35 protein-coding genes are annotated in these 22,958 nt (G+C 45.4%); 7 read left to right on the plus strand and 28 right to left on the minus strand.

The window, feature by feature from the left end; all coding sequences use genetic code 11:
* Nucleotides 1-21: 21 nt before the first annotated feature.
* Genes cysN through cobA form a run of 3 tightly spaced genes read right to left on the minus strand, consistent with a single transcriptional unit; the run spans nt 22 to nt 3,314 of the window.
* Nucleotides 22-1,452 (minus strand): sulfate adenylyltransferase subunit CysN, encoded by a 1,431-nt coding sequence (gene cysN / locus L1076_RS19820; protein ID WP_038864927.1) that lies wholly within the window; start codon nt 1,450-1,452, stop codon nt 22-24.
* 18 nt (nt 1,453-1,470) lie between these two features.
* Nucleotides 1,471-2,379, minus strand: a complete 909-nt coding sequence (gene cysD, locus L1076_RS19825) for a sulfate adenylyltransferase subunit CysD (protein WP_038864925.1) — start codon at nt 2,377-2,379, stop codon at nt 1,471-1,473.
* A gap of 59 nt (nt 2,380-2,438) precedes the next feature.
* Nucleotides 2,439-3,314, minus strand: a complete 876-nt coding sequence (gene cobA / locus L1076_RS19830) for a uroporphyrinogen-III C-methyltransferase (protein WP_181136899.1) — start codon at nt 3,312-3,314, stop codon at nt 2,439-2,441.
* Between the two features lie 275 nt (nt 3,315-3,589).
* On the opposite strand from cobA, the gene cpdB reads away from it, so the two are divergent.
* The 3 genes from cpdB to L1076_RS19845 all read left to right on the plus strand — a co-directional run bounded on the left by cpdB (nt 3,590) and on the right by L1076_RS19845 (nt 6,769).
* Nucleotides 3,590-5,554 (plus strand): 2',3'-cyclic-nucleotide 2'-phosphodiesterase, encoded by a 1,965-nt coding sequence (gene cpdB, locus L1076_RS19835; protein WP_038864921.1) that lies wholly within the window; start codon nt 3,590-3,592, stop codon nt 5,552-5,554.
* Nucleotides 5,555-5,640: 86 nt separating this feature from the next.
* The gene (locus L1076_RS19840) at nt 5,641-6,216 is read left to right on the plus strand and encodes a Crp/Fnr family transcriptional regulator (RefSeq protein ID WP_039974664.1); all 576 of its coding nucleotides are present in this window, start codon (nt 5,641-5,643) and stop codon (nt 6,214-6,216) included.
* A 205-nt stretch (nt 6,217-6,421) separates the two neighbouring features.
* A complete protein-coding gene (locus L1076_RS19845; RefSeq protein ID WP_042599794.1) occupies nt 6,422-6,769 on the plus strand; it encodes a hypothetical protein in 348 nt (115 codons plus the stop codon).
* Nucleotides 6,770-6,829: 60 nt separating this feature from the next.
* Here the strand turns inward: L1076_RS19845 and dbpA are convergent, their stop codons facing one another.
* On the minus strand, nt 6,830-8,209 hold the full coding sequence (dbpA, locus tag L1076_RS19850) for an ATP-dependent RNA helicase DbpA (protein WP_237304320.1): 1,380 nt from the start codon (nt 8,207-8,209) through the stop codon (nt 6,830-6,832).
* Between the two features lie 146 nt (nt 8,210-8,355).
* Between dbpA and L1076_RS19855 the strand changes: the two genes are divergently transcribed.
* Nucleotides 8,356-8,808, plus strand: coding sequence for a GNAT family N-acetyltransferase (locus tag L1076_RS19855; protein ID WP_039974663.1), 453 nt, complete (start codon nt 8,356-8,358; stop codon nt 8,806-8,808).
* Nucleotides 8,809-9,645, plus strand: a complete 837-nt coding sequence (locus L1076_RS19860; RefSeq protein WP_237304321.1) for a DMT family transporter — start codon at nt 8,809-8,811, stop codon at nt 9,643-9,645.
* Nucleotides 9,646-9,757: 112 nt separating this feature from the next.
* Here the strand turns inward: L1076_RS19860 and L1076_RS19865 are convergent, their stop codons facing one another.
* A complete protein-coding gene (locus L1076_RS19865; protein ID WP_237304322.1) occupies nt 9,758-10,357 on the minus strand; it encodes a LysM-like peptidoglycan-binding domain-containing protein in 600 nt (199 codons plus the stop codon).
* Nucleotides 10,358-10,589: 232 nt separating this feature from the next.
* On the opposite strand from L1076_RS19865, the gene L1076_RS19870 reads away from it, so the two are divergent.
* Nucleotides 10,590-11,210, plus strand: coding sequence for an FKBP-type peptidyl-prolyl cis-trans isomerase (locus L1076_RS19870; RefSeq protein ID WP_038864908.1), 621 nt, complete (start codon nt 10,590-10,592; stop codon nt 11,208-11,210).
* 166 nt (nt 11,211-11,376) lie between these two features.
* Entirely contained in the window at nt 11,377-11,856 is a 480-nt protein-coding gene (locus tag L1076_RS19875) for a DUF2780 domain-containing protein (RefSeq protein ID WP_237304323.1), read from the plus strand.
* A 164-nt stretch (nt 11,857-12,020) separates the two neighbouring features.
* Here the strand turns inward: L1076_RS19875 and rplQ are convergent, their stop codons facing one another.
* The 23 genes from rplQ to rpsS form a co-directional block, all read right to left on the minus strand.
* Nucleotides 12,021-12,401: a 50S ribosomal protein L17 gene (gene rplQ / locus L1076_RS19880; protein WP_005383141.1), complete on the minus strand. Its 381-nt coding sequence runs from the start codon at nt 12,399-12,401 to the stop codon at nt 12,021-12,023.
* A 26-nt stretch (nt 12,402-12,427) separates the two neighbouring features.
* On the minus strand, nt 12,428-13,420 hold the full coding sequence (gene rpoA, locus L1076_RS19885; RefSeq protein WP_005383143.1) for a DNA-directed RNA polymerase subunit alpha: 993 nt from the start codon (nt 13,418-13,420) through the stop codon (nt 12,428-12,430).
* 24 nt (nt 13,421-13,444) lie between these two features.
* The gene (gene rpsD, locus L1076_RS19890; protein WP_005383146.1) at nt 13,445-14,065 is read right to left on the minus strand and encodes a 30S ribosomal protein S4; all 621 of its coding nucleotides are present in this window, start codon (nt 14,063-14,065) and stop codon (nt 13,445-13,447) included.
* Between the two features lie 27 nt (nt 14,066-14,092).
* Nucleotides 14,093-14,482 (minus strand): 30S ribosomal protein S11, encoded by a 390-nt coding sequence (gene rpsK, locus L1076_RS19895; RefSeq protein WP_001118870.1) that lies wholly within the window; start codon nt 14,480-14,482, stop codon nt 14,093-14,095.
* 18 nt (nt 14,483-14,500) lie between these two features.
* Complete coding sequence (gene rpsM / locus L1076_RS19900; RefSeq protein ID WP_038864904.1) at nt 14,501-14,857, minus strand: 30S ribosomal protein S13; 357 nt, start codon at nt 14,855-14,857, stop codon at nt 14,501-14,503.
* Nucleotides 14,858-15,006: 149 nt separating this feature from the next.
* Nucleotides 15,007-15,120, minus strand: coding sequence for a 50S ribosomal protein L36 (gene rpmJ / locus L1076_RS19905; RefSeq protein WP_000868186.1), 114 nt, complete (start codon nt 15,118-15,120; stop codon nt 15,007-15,009).
* A gap of 39 nt (nt 15,121-15,159) precedes the next feature.
* Nucleotides 15,160-16,494, minus strand: coding sequence for a preprotein translocase subunit SecY (gene secY / locus L1076_RS19910; protein WP_005435093.1), 1,335 nt, complete (start codon nt 16,492-16,494; stop codon nt 15,160-15,162).
* Between the two features lie 20 nt (nt 16,495-16,514).
* Entirely contained in the window at nt 16,515-16,949 is a 435-nt protein-coding gene (gene rplO, locus L1076_RS19915) for a 50S ribosomal protein L15 (protein WP_038864902.1), read from the minus strand.
* A 6-nt stretch (nt 16,950-16,955) separates the two neighbouring features.
* Entirely contained in the window at nt 16,956-17,132 is a 177-nt protein-coding gene (gene rpmD, locus L1076_RS19920) for a 50S ribosomal protein L30 (protein WP_000201159.1), read from the minus strand.
* A 7-nt stretch (nt 17,133-17,139) separates the two neighbouring features.
* Nucleotides 17,140-17,643, minus strand: a complete 504-nt coding sequence (gene rpsE / locus L1076_RS19925; RefSeq protein WP_005435090.1) for a 30S ribosomal protein S5 — start codon at nt 17,641-17,643, stop codon at nt 17,140-17,142.
* 14 nt (nt 17,644-17,657) lie between these two features.
* Nucleotides 17,658-18,011, minus strand: coding sequence for a 50S ribosomal protein L18 (gene rplR, locus L1076_RS19930; protein WP_005435088.1), 354 nt, complete (start codon nt 18,009-18,011; stop codon nt 17,658-17,660).
* A 9-nt stretch (nt 18,012-18,020) separates the two neighbouring features.
* Nucleotides 18,021-18,554 carry a 50S ribosomal protein L6 gene (gene rplF / locus L1076_RS19935; protein WP_038864901.1) on the minus strand — a complete coding sequence of 178 codons (534 nt, stop codon included), beginning with the start codon at nt 18,552-18,554 and terminating at the stop codon, nt 18,021-18,023.
* Nucleotides 18,555-18,566: 12 nt separating this feature from the next.
* Nucleotides 18,567-18,959, minus strand: coding sequence for a 30S ribosomal protein S8 (gene rpsH, locus L1076_RS19940; RefSeq protein ID WP_005450567.1), 393 nt, complete (start codon nt 18,957-18,959; stop codon nt 18,567-18,569).
* 29 nt (nt 18,960-18,988) lie between these two features.
* Nucleotides 18,989-19,294, minus strand: coding sequence for a 30S ribosomal protein S14 (rpsN, locus tag L1076_RS19945; protein WP_004410442.1), 306 nt, complete (start codon nt 19,292-19,294; stop codon nt 18,989-18,991).
* A gap of 17 nt (nt 19,295-19,311) precedes the next feature.
* Nucleotides 19,312-19,851 carry a 50S ribosomal protein L5 gene (gene rplE, locus L1076_RS19950; protein WP_005528536.1) on the minus strand — a complete coding sequence of 180 codons (540 nt, stop codon included), beginning with the start codon at nt 19,849-19,851 and terminating at the stop codon, nt 19,312-19,314.
* A 23-nt stretch (nt 19,852-19,874) separates the two neighbouring features.
* On the minus strand, nt 19,875-20,192 hold the full coding sequence (gene rplX / locus L1076_RS19955; RefSeq protein WP_005435084.1) for a 50S ribosomal protein L24: 318 nt from the start codon (nt 20,190-20,192) through the stop codon (nt 19,875-19,877).
* A gap of 13 nt (nt 20,193-20,205) precedes the next feature.
* A complete protein-coding gene (rplN, locus tag L1076_RS19960; protein WP_005489425.1) occupies nt 20,206-20,577 on the minus strand; it encodes a 50S ribosomal protein L14 in 372 nt (123 codons plus the stop codon).
* A gap of 162 nt (nt 20,578-20,739) precedes the next feature.
* The gene (rpsQ, locus tag L1076_RS19965; protein WP_038864900.1) at nt 20,740-20,994 is read right to left on the minus strand and encodes a 30S ribosomal protein S17; all 255 of its coding nucleotides are present in this window, start codon (nt 20,992-20,994) and stop codon (nt 20,740-20,742) included.
* Nucleotides 20,994-21,185 carry a 50S ribosomal protein L29 gene (rpmC, locus tag L1076_RS19970; RefSeq protein ID WP_004410456.1) on the minus strand — a complete coding sequence of 64 codons (192 nt, stop codon included), beginning with the start codon at nt 21,183-21,185 and terminating at the stop codon, nt 20,994-20,996. Before rpmC ends, rpsQ begins: the two co-directional genes overlap by 1 nt.
* Nucleotides 21,185-21,595, minus strand: a complete 411-nt coding sequence (gene rplP / locus L1076_RS19975) for a 50S ribosomal protein L16 (RefSeq protein ID WP_005379577.1) — start codon at nt 21,593-21,595, stop codon at nt 21,185-21,187. The genes rpmC and rplP overlap by 1 nt, the downstream gene beginning before the upstream one ends.
* An 11-nt stretch (nt 21,596-21,606) precedes the next feature.
* Nucleotides 21,607-22,305 (minus strand): 30S ribosomal protein S3, encoded by a 699-nt coding sequence (gene rpsC, locus L1076_RS19980; RefSeq protein ID WP_038864899.1) that lies wholly within the window; start codon nt 22,303-22,305, stop codon nt 21,607-21,609.
* 18 nt (nt 22,306-22,323) lie between these two features.
* Entirely contained in the window at nt 22,324-22,656 is a 333-nt protein-coding gene (gene rplV / locus L1076_RS19985) for a 50S ribosomal protein L22 (protein WP_005528535.1), read from the minus strand.
* Between the two features lie 10 nt (nt 22,657-22,666).
* On the minus strand, nt 22,667-22,945 hold the full coding sequence (gene rpsS, locus L1076_RS19990; RefSeq protein ID WP_005435078.1) for a 30S ribosomal protein S19: 279 nt from the start codon (nt 22,943-22,945) through the stop codon (nt 22,667-22,669).
* Between the last annotated feature and the right edge of the window lie 13 nt (nt 22,946-22,958).

Here is a 22,958-nt window from a genome sequence, read left to right on the forward strand (position 1 = left end):
CGGTCAGGCTCAATGAACTCATTACTTCTTCAGTAACTGGCTCAGGTCTTTGGCTTCCCAATGTGGGAAGTGCTTACGAACCAGTGCATTTAGCTCAAGTTCAAACGCAGAGACATCGGTTAAGTCTCGCTCAACTGCCGCGAGACTCTCTTTCACCATACCAGCACCAACGGTAACGTTAGTCAGACGGTCGATGATGATGAAACCACCGGTATCAGCACATTCTTGATAGTTATCAATCGCAACGGATTCGTTGAGTGACCACTCACACAAGCCAATACCATTGAGAGGTAACTCTGGTGCGCTATGAGTTGAAAGGTTGTTAATATCGTATTGGTGGCGAATCGCCTCAACGTGACCAACGGTCTTCTTACCGGCAATCTTAATGTCATAGTCACGACCCGGTTGCAGAGGTTGCTCTGTCATCCATACCACATCAGCAAGTAAGTGGTTTGTCGATTCCACTTGCGCGTTTTCCAGCACAATCAAATCGCCACGACTGATATCAATCTCATCGTTGAGCGTCAGAGTTACCGCTAAACCAGCCTGCGCCTCTTGTACATCACCATCAAAAGTCACAATACGTTCAACGGTCGATGTTTTCCCAGACGGCAGTGCTTTAATGGCATCACCAACTTTCACCGAGCCCGATGAAATCGTGCCAGCGAAGCCACGGAAGTCGAGATTAGGGCGATTCACATACTGGACAGGAAAACGGAAATCACCTGCGCCTTTCTCTTGGTCAACATCCACATTCTCAAGCAACTCTAGTAGCGACGGGCCTTCAAACCAACTCAGGTTCTGCCCCTTGTCTACCACGTTATCGCCTTCCAATGCGGAGATTGGAATGATTTGAATGTCCGTTTCACCTTCAAGGTTCTCAGAAAACTCTAAATACTCGTCGCGAATTTCTTCAAAACGTTCTTGTGAGTAATCCACCAAATCCATCTTGTTGATCGCAACAATAAAGTGCTTCAAACCCAATAGATTAGAAATGAATGAGTGACGACGAGTCTGATCTAATACACCTTTACGCGCATCAACCAAGATCACGGCAAGATCACAGGTCGATGCACCAGTTGCCATGTTACGCGTGTACTGCTCGTGTCCCGGCGTATCTGCAATGATGAACTTACGCTTCTGAGTCGAGAAGTAACGGTAAGCGACATCAATGGTGATTCCCTGTTCACGCTCAGCTTGCAGTCCATCAACTAGTAATGCCAAATCAGGCTTCTCACCTGTCGTACCCACTCGTTGGCTGTCTGAGTGAACCGCTGCTAATTGATCTTCATAAATTTGTTTTGAGTCATGGAGCAAACGTCCAATCAACGTACTTTTACCATCATCTACCGAGCCACAAGTCAGGAATCTAAGCAGAGACTTGTACTGGTGTTGTGTTAAATAGCCTTCAATTCCAAGCTCGGCTAATTGAGCTTCAACTGCACTGTTCATTATCTTTCCTTAGATCCTTTAGAAGTAACCCTGGCGTTTCTTAAGCTCCATCGATCCAGACTGATCGTGGTCGATCGCTCGCCCTTGACGTTCACTTGAGGTTGCCACCAACATCTCTTCAATAATGCCCGTCAGCGTATTTGCCTCAGATTCAATAGCCCCCGTCAGTGGGTAACACCCAAGAGTACGGAAACGAACACTCTTCTCTTCAATCACTTCACCAGGTTGAAGCTCCATACGTTCATCATCCACCATGATCAACATGCCATCACGTTCAACAACTGGACGCTTGTCAGCAAGGTAAAGTGGGACAATCTCAATGTTCTCTAGATAGATGTATTGCCAGATATCTAGCTCAGTCCAGTTTGAAAGCGGGAATACGCGAATACTTTCCCCTTTGTTCACCTGACCGTTGTATGTCTTCCAAAGTTCAGGACGCTGGTTTTTAGGATCCCAGGTATGGTTCTTATCGCGGAAAGAATAAACACGCTCTTTAGCACGAGATTTTTCTTCATCACGACGCGCTCCACCGAATGCCGCATCAAAACCGTACTTATTCAGAGCTTGTTTAAGACCTTGAGTTTTCATGATATCTGTATGCTTGGAAGACCCGTGTACAAAAGGGCTACACCCCATTGCAAGACCTTCTGGGTTCTTATGAACCAAAAGCTCGAAGCCATATTTTTCTGCGGTACGATCACGAAACTCAATCATCTCGCGGAACTTCCAATCCGTGTCTACGTGCAGTAAAGGGAATGGAATTTTGCCCGGATAAAAGGCTTTGCGTGCAAGATGCAGCATGACTGAGGAGTCTTTACCAATCGAATACATCATGACTGGGTTATCAAACTCAGCAGCAACTTCACGGATAATATGAATACTTTCCGCTTCGAGTTGTTTAAGGTGAGTTAAACGTTGTTGGTCCATGTTTAGTATTTCCTTTTTAAGCTTGAAGGCTCATTACGTCCCTAATCTTTGGTCTGAAATTATATGGATCTGGCAATAGCACTTTTGTTGATTTCAGTACTAGACAAAAACCAGTCCAACTTTTGAGACAGACGCACAACTTCACCGACAACGATCAAAGAAGGAGCCTGAGCTTTTTTAGATATTTCAGATAGTTGGGACAAATCTCCCGAGAAAACTTTTTGTTGAATTTGAGTGCCACGTTCAATGATGGCGATAGGTGTTGAGGCCGCCCTACCATGTTTGATGAGCTGATTCTGAATATAGTGTGATTTCATCAAACCCATGTAGATCACTAAAGTTTGATTACCGCGTGCAAGTGTCGACCAATCCATATCGTCACTTTCTTCTTTGAGATGGCCGGTAACAAATAAGGCCGATTGCGCGTAATCGCGATGAGTCAATGGAATCCCAGCATAAGCCGTCGCACCCGCAGCAGCTGTAATACCTGGCACAACTTGAAAACGCACGCCCGCATCAGCCAAGACTTCTAACTCTTCGCCACCACGCCCGAACACAAATGGATCGCCACCTTTAATGCGCACCACTTTGTAACCTTGCTTAGCAAAATCCACCAACAGTTGATTGGTCTTCTCTTGCGGCACGCTGTGATGACCTGCACGTTTACCCACGCAAACCAAAATGGTTTCGCTTGGAATTAGCGCCATGATCTCGTCAGAAACCAGATAATCGTAAAGTATGACTTCAGCTTGTTGCAGGCAGTTAAGTGCTTTTAACGTCAATAGCTCAGGGTCACCCGGACCTGCACCTACAAGGGCGACTTCACCAGATTGAAGAGATTGTTTGCTGAAACGCGGAAGATCGGCAGCTTGGTTATCCGAAACCAGCCGAGGCCTATTGATTGGGAAAGTCGTTACTGAATCTTTAACTGCCATGTGCTTGCTCATCATCCATTGATATCGTTATGCAAGGCATTATGGCGGTGGGTTTATATTACCGGAAATTCTAAAATTTCATTTTTTATTCAAAAAACTGCTAAGAAGCTTTTGTTAGGTCTCATTCAAAATGGTGAAAAAGGCATCAATTTTACACATTCCTTCGCATTTAATTGCCTAATGTTCACAGTTTTCTGCATCTTAGCCTGAGCTTGCACTAATATTTGTTACATTACGCTGTACGACCCCTCTATCCCATTTAATTGGAGCACCTCATGAAAATGGCAGTTAATCCCGTATCCGTCGCAGTTTTGAGCGGTATGTTGACGCTTGCAGGCCCAGCAATGGCCGATACCATCAAGCTTCGAATCATCGAAACCACCGATATTCACACCAATGTGATGGATTATGATTACTACAAAGACCAACCTTCACAACAAATTGGTTTAAGCCGCGCTGCAACACTGGTTAAACAAGCTCGTGAAGAAGCAGTGAACAGTGTTTTAGTCGACAATGGAGACTTGATTCAAGGTAGCCCAATGGGCGATTACATGGCAGCGAAAGGGATTAAGACTGGCGAAGTTCACCCTGTTTACAAAGCAATGAACCAACTCAACTACGATGTGGGTAATATTGGTAACCATGAATTCAATTACGGTCTCGACTTCCTGAAGAAAACAATTGATGGTGCGAACTTCCCTTATATTAGTGCGAATGTTTTCGACAAAAAGACTGGCGAGCACTACTTCAAGCCTTATCTAATCAAAACGCATACGTTCAAAGATACCGACGGTCAAAGCCATGAAATCAAAGTGGGTTACATTGGCTTCGTACCACCACAAATCATGGTATGGGACAAAAACAACCTAGAAGGCAAAGTCTTTGCAAAAGACATCACAGAGACAGCGAAAAAACTGGTCCCTGAGATGAAAAAAGCAGGCGCGGACGTGATTGTTGCTATACCTCACTCTGGCATTTCCACTGACCCATACAAGTTAGGCGCAGAAAACTCAGTCTACTACTTAACGGAAGTAGAAGGCATTGATGCCATTGCGTTTGGTCACTCTCACGCGGTATTCCCGGGTAGAGACTTTGCCAACCTACAAGGCGTTGACAACGCAAAAGGTACTATCAATGGCGTAACGGCTGTGATGCCGGGTCGCTGGGGTAGCCACGTTGGTGTAATGGACTTGATGCTGAAAGAGAAAGACGGCAAGTGGCAGGTCGTAGAGGGTCAATCAGAAGCTCGTCCTATCTTTGACAAAGCAAACAAGAAGTCTCTGGCTAAAGCGGATAAAGGCATTGTGGATGCATTGGTAGAGGACCACAAAGGCACGCGCGAGTTTGTTAACCAACCAATTGGTAAAGCAAATGACGTAATGTACAGCTTCCTGGCACTTGTGCAAGATGACCCAACGATTCAAATCGTCAACCTAGCGCAGAAAGATTACGTGGAACGCTTTATCCAAGGTGACCCAGATCTTGCTGACATTCCGGTATTGAGTGCAGCGGCACCATTTAAAGTAGGTGGACGCAAAGACGATCCAAACGGTTTCACTGAAGTAGAGTCTGGTCAGCTGACTTTCCGTAACGCCGCAGATCTTTATCTGTACCCGAACACGCTTGTTGCAATGAAGGTTAAAGGTAAAGAAGTACACGAGTGGCTAGAGTGTAGTGCTGGTCAGTTCAACCATATTGATGTGAATAGCACTAAACCTCAGTCTTTGATCAACTGGGATAGTTTCCGTACGTATAACTTCGACGTGATCGATGGTGTTAGTTACCAGATCGACGTGACTCAACCTCCAAAATACGATGCTGATTGTAAAGTGATTAACCCTGACTCACAGCGTATCTTGAACCTGACTTACAACGGTAAACCGGTTGATCCGAAGCAAGACTTCATCATCGCAACCAACAACTACCGCGCTTACAGTGCAACCTTCCCGGGTACTGGCCCGGACTTCATCGCATTTGATTCTCCAGACGAGAACCGTTCTGTGGTTGCCGCATACATCTCTCGCATTAGTAAAGAGCAAGGGGAAGTAACACCGAGTGCAGACAACAACTGGTCTTTCGCGCCAATTAAATCAAACAACAAACTCGATGTTCGCTTTGAAACGTCACCAAGTGACAAAGCCGCGCAATTCATCAAAGAAAAAGGACAATACCCGATGAAACGTGTAGCAACTGACGAGGTAGGTTTCGCGATTTACCAAATCGACTTAAACCAAAAATAAGTCTTATTTGGCAATGATGTTAAGCGGCTCTTGTGAGCCGCTTTTTTGTTCCGCTAGAATATAGAAAACCGCTTCTGAGTCATCACATGCACAACGATCTTTTTTCTGACCTAATCAATCACGGCTTCCTCGAAAGCGAAGCAAACCAACTTATTGAACACGGTCAGCAACTCGAACTTCCGACACGTCATATTCTTAACCACCAAGGTGAATTCAGCTCTCATATTTACTTTGTTTTAGCGGGGTTATGCCACGCGAGTTACCTGACCGACAAAGGTAAGGAATTCAGTAAAGAGTTCTACTGGGAAAAAGATTGGGTGATTGGTTTTGAGGGACTAATTAAGAGCCAGCCTTCCCCTTATTTATTAGAAACGCTAACGCCTTGTGATTTATTTTGCTTGCCCATAGAGGTACTACATCAATGGCGAGCAGAGAAGCACCCTATTTACCTCAAGCTGCTCGAAGCTCAATTAATGCATAAAGAAAACAAAGAACGCTTTATGTTGCTCTACTCTCCAGAAGAGCGCTACCAATTATTTTGCCAGCACTATCCAGATCTAGAACAGCGCATTACTGATAGTCAAATCGCGGCTTATTTGGGAATTACCGCCATCAGTTTGAGTCGTATTAAATCTCGATTAAAAACACATCACGAAAAGTAAAACTAAAATAATATTGACAGAAAACAATCGAAACAAATAGTCATAGCCTTATTACTAAGCAAGGCTATTACTTTGAAGTATAAGCAAAAATTAAAATTACCACCTAGATATACACCCGAATATACCACACCCTCCTTAACCATATTTTTACCTCACTCGCCGATTTTATACGCGAGTGAACCAATACGAATAAAGGAAGAGGATTATGTTTGGAAAACTAAAAGCAGCAGCTGGTGATGCCGCCAACAATAAAGCAGCAACATTGATCACTGCACATGTAGAACCTGTTATGGAGGAAATTCAAGGGTTCTCTCCGACCATCATTATGGAAGACGACACGTATCAAAGCCACGTCATTGAACCGACTTTAGTTGCTCTACAGGCCGCATCGTCCGGCGTAACCTCTATGGTGCCTAACTTTGACGAGAAATTTGGGACCTGTATGTTCCACCTTCGTAGTGAACTACTTGAATTATCAGAAGACAAAGTCGAACTCATCGCCGACTTTAAGCAACAGCTACCAACGGCCGTAATGGAAGGATTAAAGCTGTAGCATAGAAGAACGAATAAAAACGGCTACCTAAGTAGCCGCTTTTATTTTAAAAATAACGCTCTACTTCAGAATTCGAGCTCTAAATTGACGACCTTTCATCTTGCCGTTGCTGATGGTTTGCAATGCTTTCTTCGCAGCAGACTTCTCAACAGCCACATAAGAACGCATCGCCATCAATTGAATTTTACCTACTTGCGCACCAGTAATGCCGCCTTTGCCCGTTAAGCAACCGAGAATATCGCCAGCACGTACTTTCTGTTTCTTACCACCATCGATATTAATGGTCACCATTTTCGCCTGATATGGTTGCTGGTTTGACTTTGCTGGCAATGTTGCTGGCATCACATCCATATCCAAGTATTCTTCGATACGAGCTACGCGCAAGCCATCTTTCTCACCAAAGAAGCTAAATGCTAAGCCTTTACTGCCCGCTCGACCTGTACGCCCGATGCGGTGCACGTGAACCTCAGGATCACGAGACAATTCAAAGTTAAATACCGCATCAAGGTTATCTACATCAAGACCACGAGCGGCAACATCGGTTGCGACCAGGATAGAAACACTCTTGTTCGCAAACTGAACCAATGCTTGGTCACGCTCACGCTGTTCAAGGTCACCATGAAGGTCAATTACACTGAACCCTTTATGATGCAACTCATCGGTCACGTTCTGCACTTCTTTTTTGGTGTTACAGAACACAACAGCTGATTCCGGTTGGTGAGTCAGTAACAGGTTAGCCAGCGCTTCATCGCGAGCTTCCGAACCTTCGACCTTGTAAAAGTATTGCGCGATACTTGATGTATCGTGTGTCGCTTCCACTTTAATCATTTCTGGCGATTGCATGATACGTTGAGCAATCTGCTCAATTTTTTCTGGGAATGTCGCACTAAACAATAAAGTTTGGCGCTGTTTAGGCGCTGCATCAATGATCGCATCCAACGCATCTTGGAACCCCATATCGAGCATGCGATCTGCTTCATCCAACACGAGCGTATTTAACTCTTCAAGGTTAATGCGGCCTTTATCTAGATGATCAAGGATACGTCCAGGTGTACCTACTAAGATGTGTGCACCATGCTCTAGAGAACCAATTTGAGGCCCCATTGGCATACCGCCACACAAGGTCAAAACTTTAATGTTGTGAATACCGCGACCTAGTGTACGGATCTCTTTCGCCACCTGATCAGCCAACTCACGGGTTGGGCATAGCACCAACGACTGCACGCGAAAGCGCTTTACGTTGAGGTTTGATAATACGCCGAGACCAAATGCCGCTGTTTTACCTGAGCCTGTTTTACCCTGACCAATCACATCGCGCTGATTCAAAATCGCAGGTAAGCTCAACGCTTGAATTGGCGTCATATGGGTGTAGTTCAATGATTCAAGCGTCTCTAGTAGCGCTGGATTAAGCCCTACTTGGTCAAAAGTTTGTTTGATCACAGGGAAATATCCTCAGGTGGGATGGAAAAGAGGGCACATTATCGCCAGATTTGTCACGAAGACCAGTTAAAATTAACCATTGTTAATGAGTAATAGCAGAAAACGACGTAAAGTCAGCTGCATTCGCTTATTAATGGATACTGGAAATGATCAACTGGACAGCCCTCCCTTTTACTCAACTGACCACGACTCAACTGTATGAAATGCTGCGTTTGCGTGTGGATGTCTTTGTCGTAGAACAAACTTGTCCCTACCCAGAGCTCGATGGCAAAGATACGCTTGATGGTGTCTATCACTTGTTGGGTTATAACGGAGATGAACTCGTCGCTTGTGCTCGTTTATTACCTGCAGGCACCACTTACGACAATGTGAGTATTGGTCGTGTGGTGACGAAACAAAGTGCACGAGGCGGAGGTCTGGGACATGAATTACTTGAGCAAGCCTTACAACGTTGCCAACTGCTTTGGGCAGGTCAAACGATAGATATCGGCGCACAAGAACACCTAGTGGCTTTCTATGCGACTCATGGCTTTGAAGTTATTTCTGAAAGCTACCTTGAGGATGGTATCCCTCATGTGGATATGCGCCGAGTAAACTAAATGTCACCTCATTATTTGGCGCTATTCTTACTGGTTATCGGTAACTTGGCAGCATCACTTTCCGATGTTGCCGTTAAACTGATCGAAGGTGGAATTTCCCCCTTCCAATACATGTTTGTGCGCCAATTGGCTTCACTGTTGATCCTCTTACCTTTTTACCTCAAACAAAACCCAAGTAAACGCAGCCTCAAGCAAGCTCCTATTACTTTGTTGCGAGCGCACCTAATATTGATTGGTAGCGGGTGCATGATGGTCGCAGTCACTTACCTGCCCCTCGCAACCGCCAACGCCGTCTTTTACGCCGCACCAATTCTAATGTTGCCACTGTCAATACTGTTTCTCAAAGAACATCCACCATTAAGAAAAGTATTACTGACTGGTTTTGGTTTCTTTGGTGTCTTAGTGGTACTCCGGCCAAATCACTTCCATTGGGCTGCGTTGTTTGCACTCGGTACAGCAACAACGCTGGCGATGTTCAATATATTGGTAAGAAAACTGCCTAGCGAACAATCTGTCGTCACGACGCTTTGGTGGACAACCTTATTCTCCCTGCCAGTGTCAACGCTATTAGCTGGGGTTTATTGGCAACCTATGACTTGGCAGGAACTAACGCTGGTAATCGCGAGTGCGATCTGTATTTTGAGCTATAACGGTCTGGCAGTATTGGCATATCAAAAAGCCCCCGCCGGAGAGATTGCCTTGGCGGAATACTCAGGGCTCGTATTCGTGACACTCTTTGGAATATGGTGGTTTGATGAGATTCCAGACTGGCTCACTGCAGTGGGAATTTTGATGATCGTGTTGCCTCTTCTTCCTTGGAATAAGAAAAGGAACTAACCTCTTAACAGGAACAAGACAAAAGGATAGTAAATGGCAGAGAACAAGCAACGAGTAGTTAGAAACAAAAAAGGCGCGAATCATCGCGCCTTCTAGGAGTTCTTCTTTAACGTTACTTATTGCGACCGAATGTGCCATCAGATAAACGGAAAAACATCACCGACTCACCACTTTTTTCTAGTTGCAGCATGTCTAGCTTACCATCATCGGCGAGCTTAAAGCGGACTAATTGCCCTTGCTTGATTCGACTTAGCGGCTTGTCGCTGCCTTCAATTTTCACCAAGGCATTCAAATCGCCCATCGAAAGCTGATTACTACGGAACACTTGAGCAAGAGTATCACCATTTTTCACCGTGTATTCTTTCCACTGTTCCAATTTTTGCTCTGCGTTTTGTGCAGAGCGTTGCTCACTCAAGCTTTGCGCGTTAAGTTGAATCGCCACACGTTGAGTCTCTTTCTCAGCTTGGGGCTCGATCAGCTGCTCAGTATCTTTAGGTACTGGAATAATCAGAAGTACCAGCACCACAGGTACCAATACCATTAAAGCTCGCTGATGTAGCTTTGGAAGACGATGCCAAAATTCGGTGACAGGTTGCATTCGCTCTTGCCACTTTTCTTTATTGAAAGGCTGCTTCCAGTCGATAGCAGCGAATTTCTGCTTCATCAACTCGACTTGGTCGACTTGCTGCTTTTTCTTTCTGCGACGATTCATTCTGATGAGTCCCTTAATACTTCTAGTGTCAGTATAAAAATACCAGCGCGGAGAGTATATGTTTTTCGCCAAAGTAAAATGTAATTTGGCGTAAATTAGCAGAAATTTCACTTGGAGTAAGAGATAAGTCACACCCTAAACCTCACATCGACACATTGATGCGCAATCATTTAAACCTAAGCGCGAAACTGCTATCCTGTTACCTTTATCACTCCTAATAAGAGCGACATTCATGTCTGAAATTAAATTTGAAACTGCAGAGCAGAAAGCAAGTTACGGTATTGGTCTGCAAATGGGTCAGCAACTTGCTGGTTCTGGTCTAGAAGGTCTAAGCGTTGACGCTATCGCAGCAGGTATCGCTACAGCACTAACTGGCGACATGCCATCAATCGAAATTGACGAAATCAACAACGCACTGCAAGAGCTTCACACTCGCGCAGAAGCCGTTCGTCAAGAAGCAGCAAAAGCAGCAGCAGCTGACGGCGAAGCTTTCCTAAAAGACAACGCTCTACGTCCGGAAGTAAACGTTCTTGACTCTGGTCTTCAGTACGAAATCATCACTGAAGGTACTGGTGAAATCCCAACAGCTGCAGCTCAAGTTCGCGTTCACTACCACGGTGAGTTAACTGACGGTACTGTATTCGACAGCTCTGTTTCTCGTGGCCAACCAGCTGAGTTCCCAGTAACTGGCGTAATCAAAGGCTGGGTTGAAGCACTTCAACTAATGCCTGTTGGTTCTAAGTGGAAACTATACATCCCACAAGACCTTGCATATGGTGAGCGTGGCGCAGGTGCTGCAATCCCTCCATTTGCAGCTCTAGTATTCGAAGTAGAACTACTAGACATCCTATAATTGAGACCTCTCTCAATAACAAATTCGAAGCGGCGCTCACTAGCGCCGCTTTTTTTGTCTAGAATAAACAGACTTGAGCTCAACGATCTTGAGTAGTCTCCCAAGTGACCTCTAAATGCTTGGGCTAAGAAACAACAATAATAATCGCAAGCCACACGGAGGTATTATGCGTAAAACTCTTCTCACCTTAACCTTGCTCTCAATGAGCATTGGCACTGCCCACGCTTTTCTCGATGCCGTTACCGATAAAGATACCCAAAGTGGTTTGATGGATATGGTCAGTGAGGGAATGGGTGTGGAATCTTCACCGCTGACGGATTTATTGACGAGCCAACTTCCCGTCTCGACTGAGCAAGCTGCCGGCGGCACAGGTGCACTGTTAGCTCTAGCGCAAGGCCAATTATCGGATCAGAATAGCAGTGAGCTTCAATCGCTCATTCCGGGAATGGCAAATTTACAAGGAGCTCAAAGTCTACTTGGGAGCATTGAAAACTTAGGCGCTGTCCAAAGCACTTTCGACAAACTAGGCTTAGACCCATCGATGATCAGCCAGTTTGCTCCAGTCATTTTAGGATACTTAGGCGACCAAGGTGCAAGTGAAGGGTTGCTAAATTCCCTTAGTGGACTTTGGGGAGCGGAAAGCTAAAAAACGTAAAATCAGGAAACTTAAAACCAGCAGTAGTGATTTTAAATGTGAGATAAGGGAGTGAGTCCGCTAAAATTTCGATACTCGATTATCTCTAGGAAACAAATTTCAGACACAAAAAAGCCGAGCTATTGCTCGGCTTTTTTTGTTCTTACGAACTGAGATTACTCAGCAGCTTCTTCAGCAGCTGGGCGATCTACAAGCTCAATGTAAGCCATTGGAGCTTTATCACCAGCACGGAAGCCAGCTTTTAGGATACGAGTGTAACCGCCCTGACGAGCAGCAAAACGTGGACCTAGTTCGTTAAACAGTTTTGCAACTACTTCGTTATCACGAGTACGTGCAAATGCTAGACGACGGTTAGCAACACTGTCAGTCTTAGCTAGTGTAATCAAAGGCTCAACTACGCGACGTAGCTCTTTTGCTTTTGGCAAAGTAGTCTTGATAACTTCATGACGTACTAGAGAGCTAGCCATGTTGCTAAACATCGCTTTACGATGTGAGCTGTTGCGGTTGAGTTGACGACCACTCTTACGATGGCGCATGACCTAATCCTTCTAACTAGTATCGATTAATCTTCAGCGATTGATGCAGGTGGCCAGTTTTCTAGGCGCATGCCCAGAGACAGACCACGTGACGCAAGTACGTCTTTAATCTCAGTAAGAGATTTTTTACCAAGGTTAGGCGTTTTAAGTAGCTCAACCTCAGTACGTTGTACTAGATCACCGATGTAGTGAATCGCTTCTGCTTTCAGACAGTTAGCAGAGCGAACTGTTAGTTCAAGATCGTCTACAGGACGCAGTAGGATCGGATCGAATTCTGGCTTCTCTTCCTTCTCCTCAGGTACACGTACATCACGAAGATCTACGAACGCATCCAATTGTTCAGCTAGGATAGTAGCTGCACGACGGATTGCTTCCTCAGGTTCTAGAGTACCGTTTGTTTCCATATCGATAACTAGCTTGTCTAAATCAGTGCGCTGTTCTACACGAGCTGCTTCTACAGCGTAGGCAATTTTGTCTACAGGGCTGTAAGTAGCATCTACTAGTAGGCGACCGATTGGACGCTCGTCTTCTTCGTTATGGATACGCGCAGAAGCTGGAACATAACCACGACCACGTTCTACTTTAATACGCATTGCGATTTCAGCATTGTCATCCGTTAGGTGACAAATAACGTGTTCAGGGTTAGCGATCTCTACATCACCATCATGGGTGATGTCACCTGCAACCACAGGGCCCGAGCCTGATTTGTTCAAAGTAATGAACACTTCATCTTTGCCTTCGGCAACGCGTACAGCCAAACCTTTAAGGTTTAGAAGGATTTCAAGAATATCTTCTTGTACACCTTCTTTAGTACTGTACTCATGAAGTACGCCTTCGATTTCTACTTCTGTCACAGCACAACCTGGCATAGAAGATAGAAGGATACGGCGAAGTGCATTACCCAGAGTATGACCAAAGCCACGCTCTAATGGCTCAAGAGTTACTTTTGCGTGAGTCGAGCTGATTTGTTCGATGTCAACTAGACGTGGCTTAAGAAATTCTGTTACAGAACCCTGCATTGTGTCCTCTCTTTAGTTTAAACCTTACTTAGAGTAAAGCTCGACGATCAATTGTTCGTTGATGTCAGCTGATAGATCAGAACGCTCAGGCATACGCTTGAATGTACCTTCCATCTTGCCACCATCTACTTCAATCCAAGTTGGTTTTTCACGTTGTTCAGCAACTTCTAGAGCCGCTTTAATACGAGCTTGCTGTTTAGCTTTCTCGCGAATAGAAACAACGTCATTAGCCGCTACTTTGAAAGAAGGAACGTTTACAACTTTACCGTTAACTAGGATAGCTTTGTGGCTAACTAGCTGACGTGCTTCTGCGCGAGTTGCGCCAAAGCCCATGCGGTAAACTACGTTATCAAGACGACCTTCAAGAAGCTGAAGCAGGTTCTCACCTGTGTTGCCTTTAAGGCGTGCAGCTTCTTTGTAGTAGTTACGGAATTGTTTTTCTAGAACGCCGTACATACGACGAACTTTTTGCTTCTCACGAAGCTGAACGCCATACTCAGATAGACGACCGCGACGAGCGCCGTGTACACCTGGTGCGTTATCAATTTTACACTTGGTATCGATCGCGCGAACACCAGACTTAAGGAATAAGTCAGTGCCTTCACGACGGCTAAGCTTCAGCTTAGGACCCAAATATCTTGCCATGATCTTTCTCCAGTAATCTAAAAAACGTTATACACGACGTTTCTTAGGTGGACGACAACCGTTATGAGGGATTGGTGTAGCATCAACGATGTTTGTGATGCGGAAACCAGCAGCGTTCAGAGCGCGAACAGTAGATTCACGACCTGGACCAGGACCCTTAACCATAACTTCCAAGTTCTTTAGACCGTATTCTTTAGCCATTTCAGCACAACGCTCAGCAGCAACCTGTGCAGCGAACGGAGTAGACTTACGAGAACCGCGGAAACCAGAACCACCTGCAGTAGCCCAAGCTAGAGCGTTACCTTGACGGTCAGTAATGGTTACGATTGTGTTATTGAAAGAAGCATGGATGTGCGCAACGCCATCTGCAACTTGCTTGCGTACGCGCTTACGAGCGCGAGTTGGTTGTTTAGCCATTGTACTCTACCTTCCCGATTATTTCTTGATCGGCTTACGCGGACCCTTACGGGTGCGAGCGTTGGTTTTAGTACGCTGTCCACGTAGTGGTAGACTGCGACGATGACGAAGACCACGGTAACAGCCAAGGTCCATAAGACGCTTGATGTTCATAGATACTTCACGACGTAGATCACCTTCTACAGTGTACTTAGCTACACCATCACGCAGTTGATCGATCTGATCTTCAGTTAGTTCACTGATCTTAACATCTTCAGCAATACCCACTTCAGCTAGGATAGCTTGAGAGCGAGTTTTACCGATGCCGTAGATCGCTGTTAGAGCGATTACAGCGTGTTTCTGATCAGGAATGTTAATGCCTGCTATACGGGCCATTATTCACTCCTAAGTGGTTCTATAAAAGAATTAGCCGCAGCAAAGCCCGTTATGGATACGCTGCGGGATACTACTTCTTTTGCACGCAAAAGGTAGGCCGAGGAATATACTCGACCTAACCTTCGTTTTCAAGTAAAAATTTCTGCTAATTAGCCTTGGCGCTGTTTGTGCTTTGGCTCACTGCAAATCACGCGAACGACACCGTTACGCTTGATTACTTTACAGTTACGGCAGATTTTTTTAACGGAAGCACGAACTTTCATTGCTAAACTCCGTAATTGAAACTGAGTCTACCGTCGCTATTAACGACCGTAGCCTTTCAGATTCGCTTTCTTCAACACAGAATCATACTGTTGAGACATCAGATGAGTCTGTACCTGTGCCATAAAGTCCATGATAACAACAACTACGATAAGTAGTGATGTACCGCCGAAGTAGAAACGTACGTTCCACGCGACCATCATGAACTCGGGAATCAGACAGATAAAGGTAATGTACAGTGCGCCCGCTAGGGTTAAACGTGTCATTACTTTATCGATGTACTTCGCTGTCTGCTCACCTGGGCGGATACCGGGTACGAATGCACCGGACTTCTTCAAGTTATCCGCTGTTTCACGCGGGTTGAAAACCAACGCCGTGTAAAAGAAACAGAAGAAGATAATCGCTGCTGCATAAAGCATTACATACAGAGGTTGACCTGGGCTAAGAGCCAAAGACACGTCAGTTAACCAACCGAACGCGCTGCTCTCACCGTTCTGACCAAACCACTGAGCCAGTGTTCCTGGGAACAGGATAATGCTTGATGCGAAAATCGCTGGAATAACACCTGCCATATTAATTTTAAGTGGCAGATGCGAGCTCTGTGCAGCAAATACTTTACGACCTTGTTGACGCTTAGCGTAGTTAACGACGATTCGGCGTTGACCACGTTCCATGAAAACAACGAAGTAAATTACTGCGAAAGCTAATACCGCGATTAACAGTAGAAGAAGTACATGCAATTCACCTTGACGCGCTTGCTCGATTGTTTGACCGATTGCAGAAGGCAATCCAGCAACAATACCTGCAAAAATCAGAATGGAAATACCATTACCGATTCCTCGCTCTGTAATTTGTTCACCTAACCACATTAGGAACATGGTACCGGTTACTAAACTTACGGTAGCAATTAGCGTAAACATGGTTTGGTTCATTACAACCAGATTGTCGACCATGTTTGGTAAGCCAGTTGCAATACCAATAGCTTGGAATGTTGCAAGTACAAGCGTGCCGTAGCGTGTATATTGGCTGATCTTACGACGGCCTGCTTCACCCTCTTTCTTGAGTTCCGCTAACGCTGGATGAACTACAGTTAGCAATTGGACAACAATAGATGCCGAAATATACGGCATGATGCCCAATGCTAATATAGATGCACGCTCAAGTGCACCACCGGAGAACATGTTAAACATTTCTACGATGGTACCTTTTTGCTGTTCGAACAAATCGGCAAGTACAGCAGCGTCAATACCAGGAATCGGCACAAATGAGCCGGCTCGGAATACTAAAAGTGCACCAATTACGAATAACAAGCGCGACTTTAGTTCACTTAAGCCGCTCTGAGCACTACGAAAATCTTGTCCTGGTTTCTTAGCCATCTGTACCTCGTTCCTCGAGATTATTCCTCGATTTTACCGCCTGCAGCTTCGATTGCAGCTTTAGCGCCTTTAGTCACGCGTAGACCTTTAACAGTCACAGCTTTGCTTAGGTCACCAGAAAGAACGATCTTAACGAATTCGATGTTCTTAGTGATAACGTTAGCAGCTTTTAGGCTGTTAAGATCAACTACGTCACCTGTTACTTTCGCTAGCTCAGCTAGACGAACTTCAGCAGACACTAGGCTCTTGCGAGAAGTGAAACCGAATTTAGGTAGACGTTGTTTTAGAGGCATTTGACCGCCTTCAAAACCTGGACGAACAGAGCCGCCAGAACGTGACTTTTGACCTTTGTGACCACGGCCACCAGTTTTACCTAGGCCAGAACCGATACCACGACCTACACGCTTCGGAGAAGTTTTCGAGCCAGCAGCCGGTGATAGAGTATTCAAACGCATTTCTGATTACTCCTCAACTTTAACCATGTAGTAAACCTTGTTGATCATACCGCGCACGCACGGAGTATCTTCAAGTTCTACTGTGTGGTTGATTTTACGAAGGCCTAGACCGCGCAAAGTAGCTTTGTGCTTTGGCAGGCGACCAATTGAGCTTTTAGTTTGAGTTACTTTAATAGTTGCCATGGTGTTCTTACTCCGAAATAGCTTCAACAGTTAGACCACGTTTAGCAGCAACCATTTCTGGCGACTTCATGCTACCTAGTGCATCGATCGTTGCACGAACGATGTTGATAGGGTTCGTAGAACCGTATGCTTTAGATAGTACGTTGTGTACACCAGCAACTTCTAGTACTGCACGCATCGCACCACCTGCGATAACACCAGTACCTTCAGCAGCAGGCTGCATGTAAACTTTAGAGCCCGAATGGCGACCTTTCACTGGGTGGTGAAGAGTGCCTTCGTTTAGCGCGATAGTAGTCATGTTACGACGCGCTTTTTCCATTGCTTTTTGAATCGCTGCAGGTACTTCACGAGCTTTGCCGTAACCGAAACCTACACGACCGTTACCGTCACCAACTACTGTTAGTGCAGTGAAGCTCATGATTCGACCGCCTTTAACCGTTTTAGAAACACGGTTAACTGCGATTAATTTTTCTTGCAAATCATTCGCTTGAACTTGTTGTTCTTTAGCCATCTTCCAACCCTACCTTAGAATTTCAGACCAGCTTCGCGAGCAGATTCTGCTAGCGCCGCTACTCGACCGTGGTATTGGAAACCAGAACGATCAAATGCAACTGCAGTTACGCCTTTTTCAAGAGCGCGCTCAGCAACAGCTTTACCTACTGCTTTAGCTGCATCAACGTTACCAGTGTATTTCACTTGCTCACGGATCGCTTTTTCTACAGTAGAAGCTGCTGCGATAACCTCAGAGCCATTAGCCGCGATAACCTGTGCGTACACGTGACGAGGAGTACGGTGTACAACTAGGCGAGTCGCACCCAGTTCTGCAATCTTACGACGTGCGCGTGTAGCACGACGGATGCGAGATGCTTTCTTATCCATAGTGTTACCTTACTTCTTCTTAGCTTCTTTAGTACGCACATTTTCATCTGCGTAACGAACACCTTTACCTTTGTAAGGCTCAGGTTGACGGTAAGAACGAATGTCAGCCGCAACTTGACCAACTAGTTGCTTATCACAACCAGTAATGATGATTTCAGTTTGGCTTGGACATTCAGCTTTAATACCCGCTGGCAACTCGTGCTCAACTGGGTGAGAGAAGCCTAGTGTTAGACCTACAGCGTTGCCTTTAATAGCAGCACGGTAACCAACACCTTTAAGAGTTAGCTTCTTAGTAAAGCCTTCAGTAACACCAACAACCATGTTGTTAACTAGAGCGCGAGCTGTACCAGCTTGTGCCCATGCGTTAGCAAAACCTTCTTTAGGACCGAAAGTTAGGTTGTTTTCTTCCTGAGCAACAACAACTGCATTGTTAACAACGCGTGTTAGTTCGCCCTTCGCACCTTTTACAGTGATTTCTTGGCCGTTTAGTTTCACCTCTACGCCAGCTGGAATAGCGACAGGTGCCTTAGCAACACGAGACATATTCTACTCCTATTAAGCTACGTAGCAGATGATTTCACCACCAAGACCTGCTTTACGTGCAGCGCGGTCTGACATAAGACCCTTGGAAGTTGAAACGATAGCAATACCAAGACCACCCATTACAGAAGGAAGTTGATCTTTCTTCTTGTAAACACGTAGACCTGGACGAGAAACACGTTTAAGTTGCTCGATTACTGGTTTTGCTTGGAAGTACTTAAGTGTAACTTCTAGCTCAGGTTTTGCTTCGCCTTCAACAGCGAAGTCAACGATGTAACCTTCAGCTTTTAGTAGTGCAGCAATTGCAACTTTAAGCTTTGAAGAAGGCATTTTAACAGCAACTTTGTTTGCTGCCTGACCGTTACGAACGCGGGTCAGCATATCCGAAATCGGATCTTGCATGCTCATATGATTTACTCCAAATGATTAAGTGGCAATTACCAGCTAGCCTTACGAAGACCCGGAATCTCGCCTTTCATGCAAGCTTCACGAACCTTAATACGGCTTAGACCGAACTTACGTAGGTAACCGTGTGGACGACCAGTTTGGTTACAACGGTTGCGCTGACGTGATGCACTTGAATCACGTGGAAGAGATTGCAGTGTAAGAACCGCATTCCAACGATCTTCTTCAGATGCGTTTACATCGCTGATGATAGCTTTTAGCGCTGCACGCTTTTCAGCGAACTTAGCTACTAGCTTCGCACGTTTTGCTTCACGTGCTTTCATTGAATTTTTAGCCATAACAGTAACCCTTCACCTTACTTACGGAATGGGAAGTTAAAGGCAGCCAGCAGAGCACGGCCTTCCTCATCAGTACCAGCAGACGTCGTAATAGTGATGTCTAGACCGCGTACTCGATCAACTTTATCAAAGTCGATTTCCGGGAAGATGATTTGCTCGCGAACGCCCATGCTGTAGTTACCGCGACCGTCAAAAGACTTAGCGCTAACACCACGGAAGTCACGTACACGTGGAAGTGCGATAGAGATTAAACGCTCTAAAAATTCCCACATACGTTCGCCACGCAAGGTTACTTTACAACCGATAGGGTAGCCTTCACGGATTTTGAAACCTGCAACAGATTTACGAGCTTTAGTGATAAGTGGCTTTTGACCAGAGATCGTTGCCATATCAGCAGCTGCGTTTTCTAGCAGTTTCTTATCGTTGATTGCTTCACCAACACCCATGTTTAGGGTGATTTTCTCGATTCTAGGGACTTGCATGACGCTTGTGTAGCTAAACTGTTTGGTCAGTTCAGCGACTACAGACGACTTGTAGTAATCATGCAGTTTCGCCATAGTAGAACTCCAAATTACTTCTATTAGTTAGAAACGATTTCGTTGTTAGATTTAAAGAAACGAACTTTCTTACCATCTTCAAAACGGAAACCGATACGGTCAGCTTTACCAGTAGCTGCGTTAAAGATCGCCACGTTAGAAACATCGATAGCTGCTTCTTGCTCTACAATACCGCCTTGGATACCTAGTGCAGGAACAGGTTTCTGGTGTTTCTTAACAAGGTTGATACCTTCAACGATAACTTTACCAGTTGCTAGGACCTTAGTTACTTTACCTTTCTTGCCTTTGTCTTTACCAGCAAGAACGATTACTTCGTCATTACGACGGATTTTAGCTGCCATTTCTACGTGCTCCTTACAGAACTTCTGGAGCCAGTGAAACGATCTTCATGAACTTATCGCCACGAAGTTCGCGTGTCACAGGACCAAAGATACGTGTACCGATTGGTTGCTCAGTAGTGTTATTCAACAGTACGCAAGCATTTCGGTCGAAGCGAATGACAGAACCGTCAGGACGACGTACGCCTTTACGGGTGCGCACTACAACCGCCTTCATAACGTCACCTTTCTTTACTTTACCGCGAGGAATTGCTTCCTTAACAGTAACTTTGATGACGTCACCGATATGTGCATAACGGCGGTGTGAGCCACCCAGAACCTTAATACACATTACGCTGCGTGCGCCTGAGTTATCAGCTGCGTCCAGCATACTTTGCATTTGGATCATGTTAGTGCTCCGCTAAATATTAATAACTAGACCCATCACGGGTCGGGCTGCCTCTTAAAAGAGACGCGGATTGTACCACCCTTTTTTGTGATTGGGTAGTCAAAAAATAAACGGCCCCAAAAATTTTTTGGAGCCGCTTTCCTACCTATAGAATAGTGAAGATTACATCTTCGCCTTTTCTAGGACTTTTACCAATGTCCAAGACTTAGTCTTAGACAGTGGACGACACTCTGCGATTTCAACTTTGTCGCCTAGGCCACAAGTGTTGTTTTCGTCATGTGCGTGTACTTTAGTCGTACGCTTTACGTATTTACCGTAAATTGGGTGTTTCACCATGCGTTCGATAGCAACAACGATAGACTTGTCCATCTTGTCGCTAACTACACGACCTTGTTGAGTACGTTTTACTTCGCTCATTATGCGCCTGCCTTCTCAGTCAAAACAGTTTTCACACGTGCGATATCACGGCGTACAGCTTTCAGAGTATGAGTTTGCTGTAGCTGACCAGTTGCAGCTTGCATGCGCAAGTTGAACTGTTCGCGTAGCAAATTCAATAGCTCAGCGTTAAGCTCTTCAACGCTTTTCTCGCGTAGATCTTGTGCTTTCATCACATCACCTGCTTAGTTACAAATGTAGTTTTGAATGGCAGTTTACGAGCCGCTAGGCGGAACGCTTCACGCGCCAATTCTTCAGGTACACCACCCATTTCGTACATAACCTTACCAGGTTGGATTTGGGCTACCCAGTACTCAACGTTACCTTTACCCTTACCTTGACGAACTTCAAGTGGTTTTTCTGTGATTGGTTTGTCTGGGAACACACGGATCCAGATTTTACCTTGACGCTTAACGTGACGTGTCATTGCACGACGTGCCGCTTCGATTTGACGAGCAGTTAGACGACCACGGCCAACAGCTTTAAGACCGAATTCGCCGAAGCTTACATCAGTACCTTTAGCTAGACCACGGTTACGACCTGTCTGAACCTTACGGAACTTAGTACGTTTAGGTTGTAGCATCTGTCGACTCCTTACTTACGGCCTTTACGCTGCTTCTTAGGCTTATCGCCTTTAGGCTCTACAGCGTTAGCTGCTGGCATACCACCTAGAATCTCACCTTTGAAGATCCAAGTTTTAATGCCGATCACACCGTATTGAGTGTGAGCCGAAGAAGTTGCGTAATCAATGTCTGCACGTAGAGTGTGTAGAGGCACACGACCTTCACGGTACCACTCAGAACGTGCGATTTCAGCGCCGCCTAGACGACCGCTTACTTCCACTTTGATGCCTTTAGCACCTAGACGCATTGCGTTTTGTACCGCGCGCTTCATAGCACGACGGAACATAACACGACGCTCTAGTTGAGACGCGATGCTATCGCCAACAAGTTGTGCATCAAGTTCAGGTTTACGTACTTCAGCGATATTAATTTGCGCTGGTACACCTGCAATTTTTGCTACAGCTGTGCGTAGTTTCTCAACGTCTTCACCTTTCTTACCGATTACAACGCCTGGACGAGCAGTGTGAATAGTCACACGGATGCTCTTAGCAGGACGCTCGATAACGATGCGTGAAAGAGATGCTTTTTGTAGTTCCTTAGTAAGGAACTGACGTACCTTGAAGTCGCCGTCTAGGTTGTCAGCGAAATCTTTGGTGTTAGCAAACCATGTAGCATTCCAAGGCTTAACGATGCCAAGACGAATACCATTAGGATGTACTTTTTGACCCATTGCTTACTCTCCTAGTCTCTAGCGATCTGCTACAACAACAGTGATGTGGCTTGAACGCTTCAAGATACGATCCGCACGACCTTTAGCACGAGGCATAATACGCTTCATGGTTGGGCCTTCATCTACAAAGATTTTTGCGACATTCAGATCGTCAATATCTGCACCTTCGTTGTGCTCCGCGTTAGCGATAGCAGACTCTAGAACTTTCTTAACTAGAACAGCAGCTTTTTTGTTGCTGAAAGTTAGGATTTCTAGAGCTTGGTCAACAGATTTACCACGAATTAGATCCGCAACTAAGCGAGCTTTCTGAGGCGAAATGCGAGCAAAGTTATGTTTAGCAATAGCTTCCATCATTTACTCCTTAACGCTTCTTAGCTTTCTTATCCGCAGCGTGACCGCGGTAAGTACGTGTTGGTGCGAATTCACCCAGTTTGTGACCGATCATTTCTTCAGTTACAAATACTGGTACGTGCTGACGACCATTATGGACAGCGATGGTCAAACCGATCATCGTAGGGATGATCATTGAACGACGGGACCAAGTCTTAATAGGCTTTTTGTCTCCGCTTTCCACCGCTTTCTCTACCTTCTTCAGCAAGTGTAGGTCAATAAAAGGACCTTTCTTGAGAGAACGTGGCATGGCGATTCCTCTT

This window comes from Vibrio sp. MMG023, from assembly GCF_021654215.1.
GTDB lineage: Bacteria > Pseudomonadota > Gammaproteobacteria > Enterobacterales > Vibrionaceae > Vibrio > Vibrio jasicida.

Coding starts and splice junctions, on each gene's coding strand:
- cysN (WP_038864927.1), bottom strand. CDS start 1,452: ATGAACAGTGCAGTTGAAGCTCAATTAGCCGAGCTTGGAATTGAAGGC.
- cysD (WP_038864925.1), bottom strand. CDS start 2,379: ATGGACCAACAACGTTTAACTCACCTTAAACAACTCGAAGCGGAAAGT.
- cobA (WP_181136899.1), bottom strand. CDS start 3,314: ATGGCAGTTAAAGATTCAGTAACGACTTTCCCAATCAATAGGCCTCGG.
- cpdB (WP_038864921.1), top strand. CDS start 3,590: ATGAAAATGGCAGTTAATCCCGTATCCGTCGCAGTTTTGAGCGGTATG.
- L1076_RS19840 (WP_039974664.1), top strand. CDS start 5,641: ATGCACAACGATCTTTTTTCTGACCTAATCAATCACGGCTTCCTCGAA.
- L1076_RS19845 (WP_042599794.1), top strand. CDS start 6,422: ATGTTTGGAAAACTAAAAGCAGCAGCTGGTGATGCCGCCAACAATAAA.
- L1076_RS19855 (WP_039974663.1), top strand. CDS start 8,356: ATGATCAACTGGACAGCCCTCCCTTTTACTCAACTGACCACGACTCAA.
- L1076_RS19860 (WP_237304321.1), top strand. CDS start 8,809: ATGTCACCTCATTATTTGGCGCTATTCTTACTGGTTATCGGTAACTTG.
- L1076_RS19865 (WP_237304322.1), bottom strand. CDS start 10,357: ATGAATCGTCGCAGAAAGAAAAAGCAGCAAGTCGACCAAGTCGAGTTG.
- L1076_RS19870 (WP_038864908.1), top strand. CDS start 10,590: ATGTCTGAAATTAAATTTGAAACTGCAGAGCAGAAAGCAAGTTACGGT.
- L1076_RS19875 (WP_237304323.1), top strand. CDS start 11,377: ATGCGTAAAACTCTTCTCACCTTAACCTTGCTCTCAATGAGCATTGGC.
- rplQ (WP_005383141.1), bottom strand. CDS start 12,401: ATGCGCCATCGTAAGAGTGGTCGTCAACTCAACCGCAACAGCTCACAT.
- rpoA (WP_005383143.1), bottom strand. CDS start 13,420: ATGCAGGGTTCTGTAACAGAATTTCTTAAGCCACGTCTAGTTGACATC.
- rpsD (WP_005383146.1), bottom strand. CDS start 14,065: ATGGCAAGATATTTGGGTCCTAAGCTGAAGCTTAGCCGTCGTGAAGGC.
- rpsK (WP_001118870.1), bottom strand. CDS start 14,482: ATGGCTAAACAACCAACTCGCGCTCGTAAGCGCGTACGCAAGCAAGTT.
- rpsM (WP_038864904.1), bottom strand. CDS start 14,857: ATGGCCCGTATAGCAGGCATTAACATTCCTGATCAGAAACACGCTGTA.
- rpmJ (WP_000868186.1), bottom strand. CDS start 15,120: ATGAAAGTTCGTGCTTCCGTTAAAAAAATCTGCCGTAACTGTAAAGTA.
- secY (WP_005435093.1), bottom strand. CDS start 16,494: ATGGCTAAGAAACCAGGACAAGATTTTCGTAGTGCTCAGAGCGGCTTA.
- rplO (WP_038864902.1), bottom strand. CDS start 16,949: ATGCGTTTGAATACTCTATCACCGGCTGCTGGCTCGAAAACTTCTCCG.
- rpmD (WP_000201159.1), bottom strand. CDS start 17,132: ATGGCAACTATTAAAGTAACTCAAACTAAAAGCTCAATTGGTCGCCTG.
- rpsE (WP_005435090.1), bottom strand. CDS start 17,643: ATGGCTAAAGAACAACAAGTTCAAGCGAATGATTTGCAAGAAAAATTA.
- rplR (WP_005435088.1), bottom strand. CDS start 18,011: ATGGATAAGAAAGCATCTCGCATCCGTCGTGCTACACGCGCACGTCGT.
- rplF (WP_038864901.1), bottom strand. CDS start 18,554: ATGTCTCGTGTTGCTAAGGCACCTGTCGCTATTCCAGCTGGCGTAGAG.
- rpsH (WP_005450567.1), bottom strand. CDS start 18,959: ATGAGCATGCAAGATCCGATTTCGGATATGCTGACCCGCGTTCGTAAC.
- rpsN (WP_004410442.1), bottom strand. CDS start 19,294: ATGGCTAAAAATTCAATGAAAGCACGTGAAGCAAAACGTGCGAAGCTA.
- rplE (WP_005528536.1), bottom strand. CDS start 19,851: ATGGCGAAACTGCATGATTACTACAAGTCGTCTGTAGTCGCTGAACTG.
- rplX (WP_005435084.1), bottom strand. CDS start 20,192: ATGGCAGCTAAAATCCGTCGTAATGACGAAGTAATCGTTCTTGCTGGT.
- rplN (WP_005489425.1), bottom strand. CDS start 20,577: ATGATCCAAATGCAAAGTATGCTGGACGCAGCTGATAACTCAGGCGCA.
- rpsQ (WP_038864900.1), bottom strand. CDS start 20,994: ATGAGCGAAGTAAAACGTACTCAACAAGGTCGTGTAGTTAGCGACAAG.
- rpmC (WP_004410456.1), bottom strand. CDS start 21,185: ATGAAAGCACAAGATCTACGCGAGAAAAGCGTTGAAGAGCTTAACGCT.
- rplP (WP_005379577.1), bottom strand. CDS start 21,595: ATGCTACAACCTAAACGTACTAAGTTCCGTAAGGTTCAGACAGGTCGT.
- rpsC (WP_038864899.1), bottom strand. CDS start 22,305: ATGGGTCAAAAAGTACATCCTAATGGTATTCGTCTTGGCATCGTTAAG.
- rplV (WP_005528535.1), bottom strand. CDS start 22,656: ATGGAAGCTATTGCTAAACATAACTTTGCTCGCATTTCGCCTCAGAAA.
- rpsS (WP_005435078.1), bottom strand. CDS start 22,945: ATGCCACGTTCTCTCAAGAAAGGTCCTTTTATTGACCTACACTTGCTG.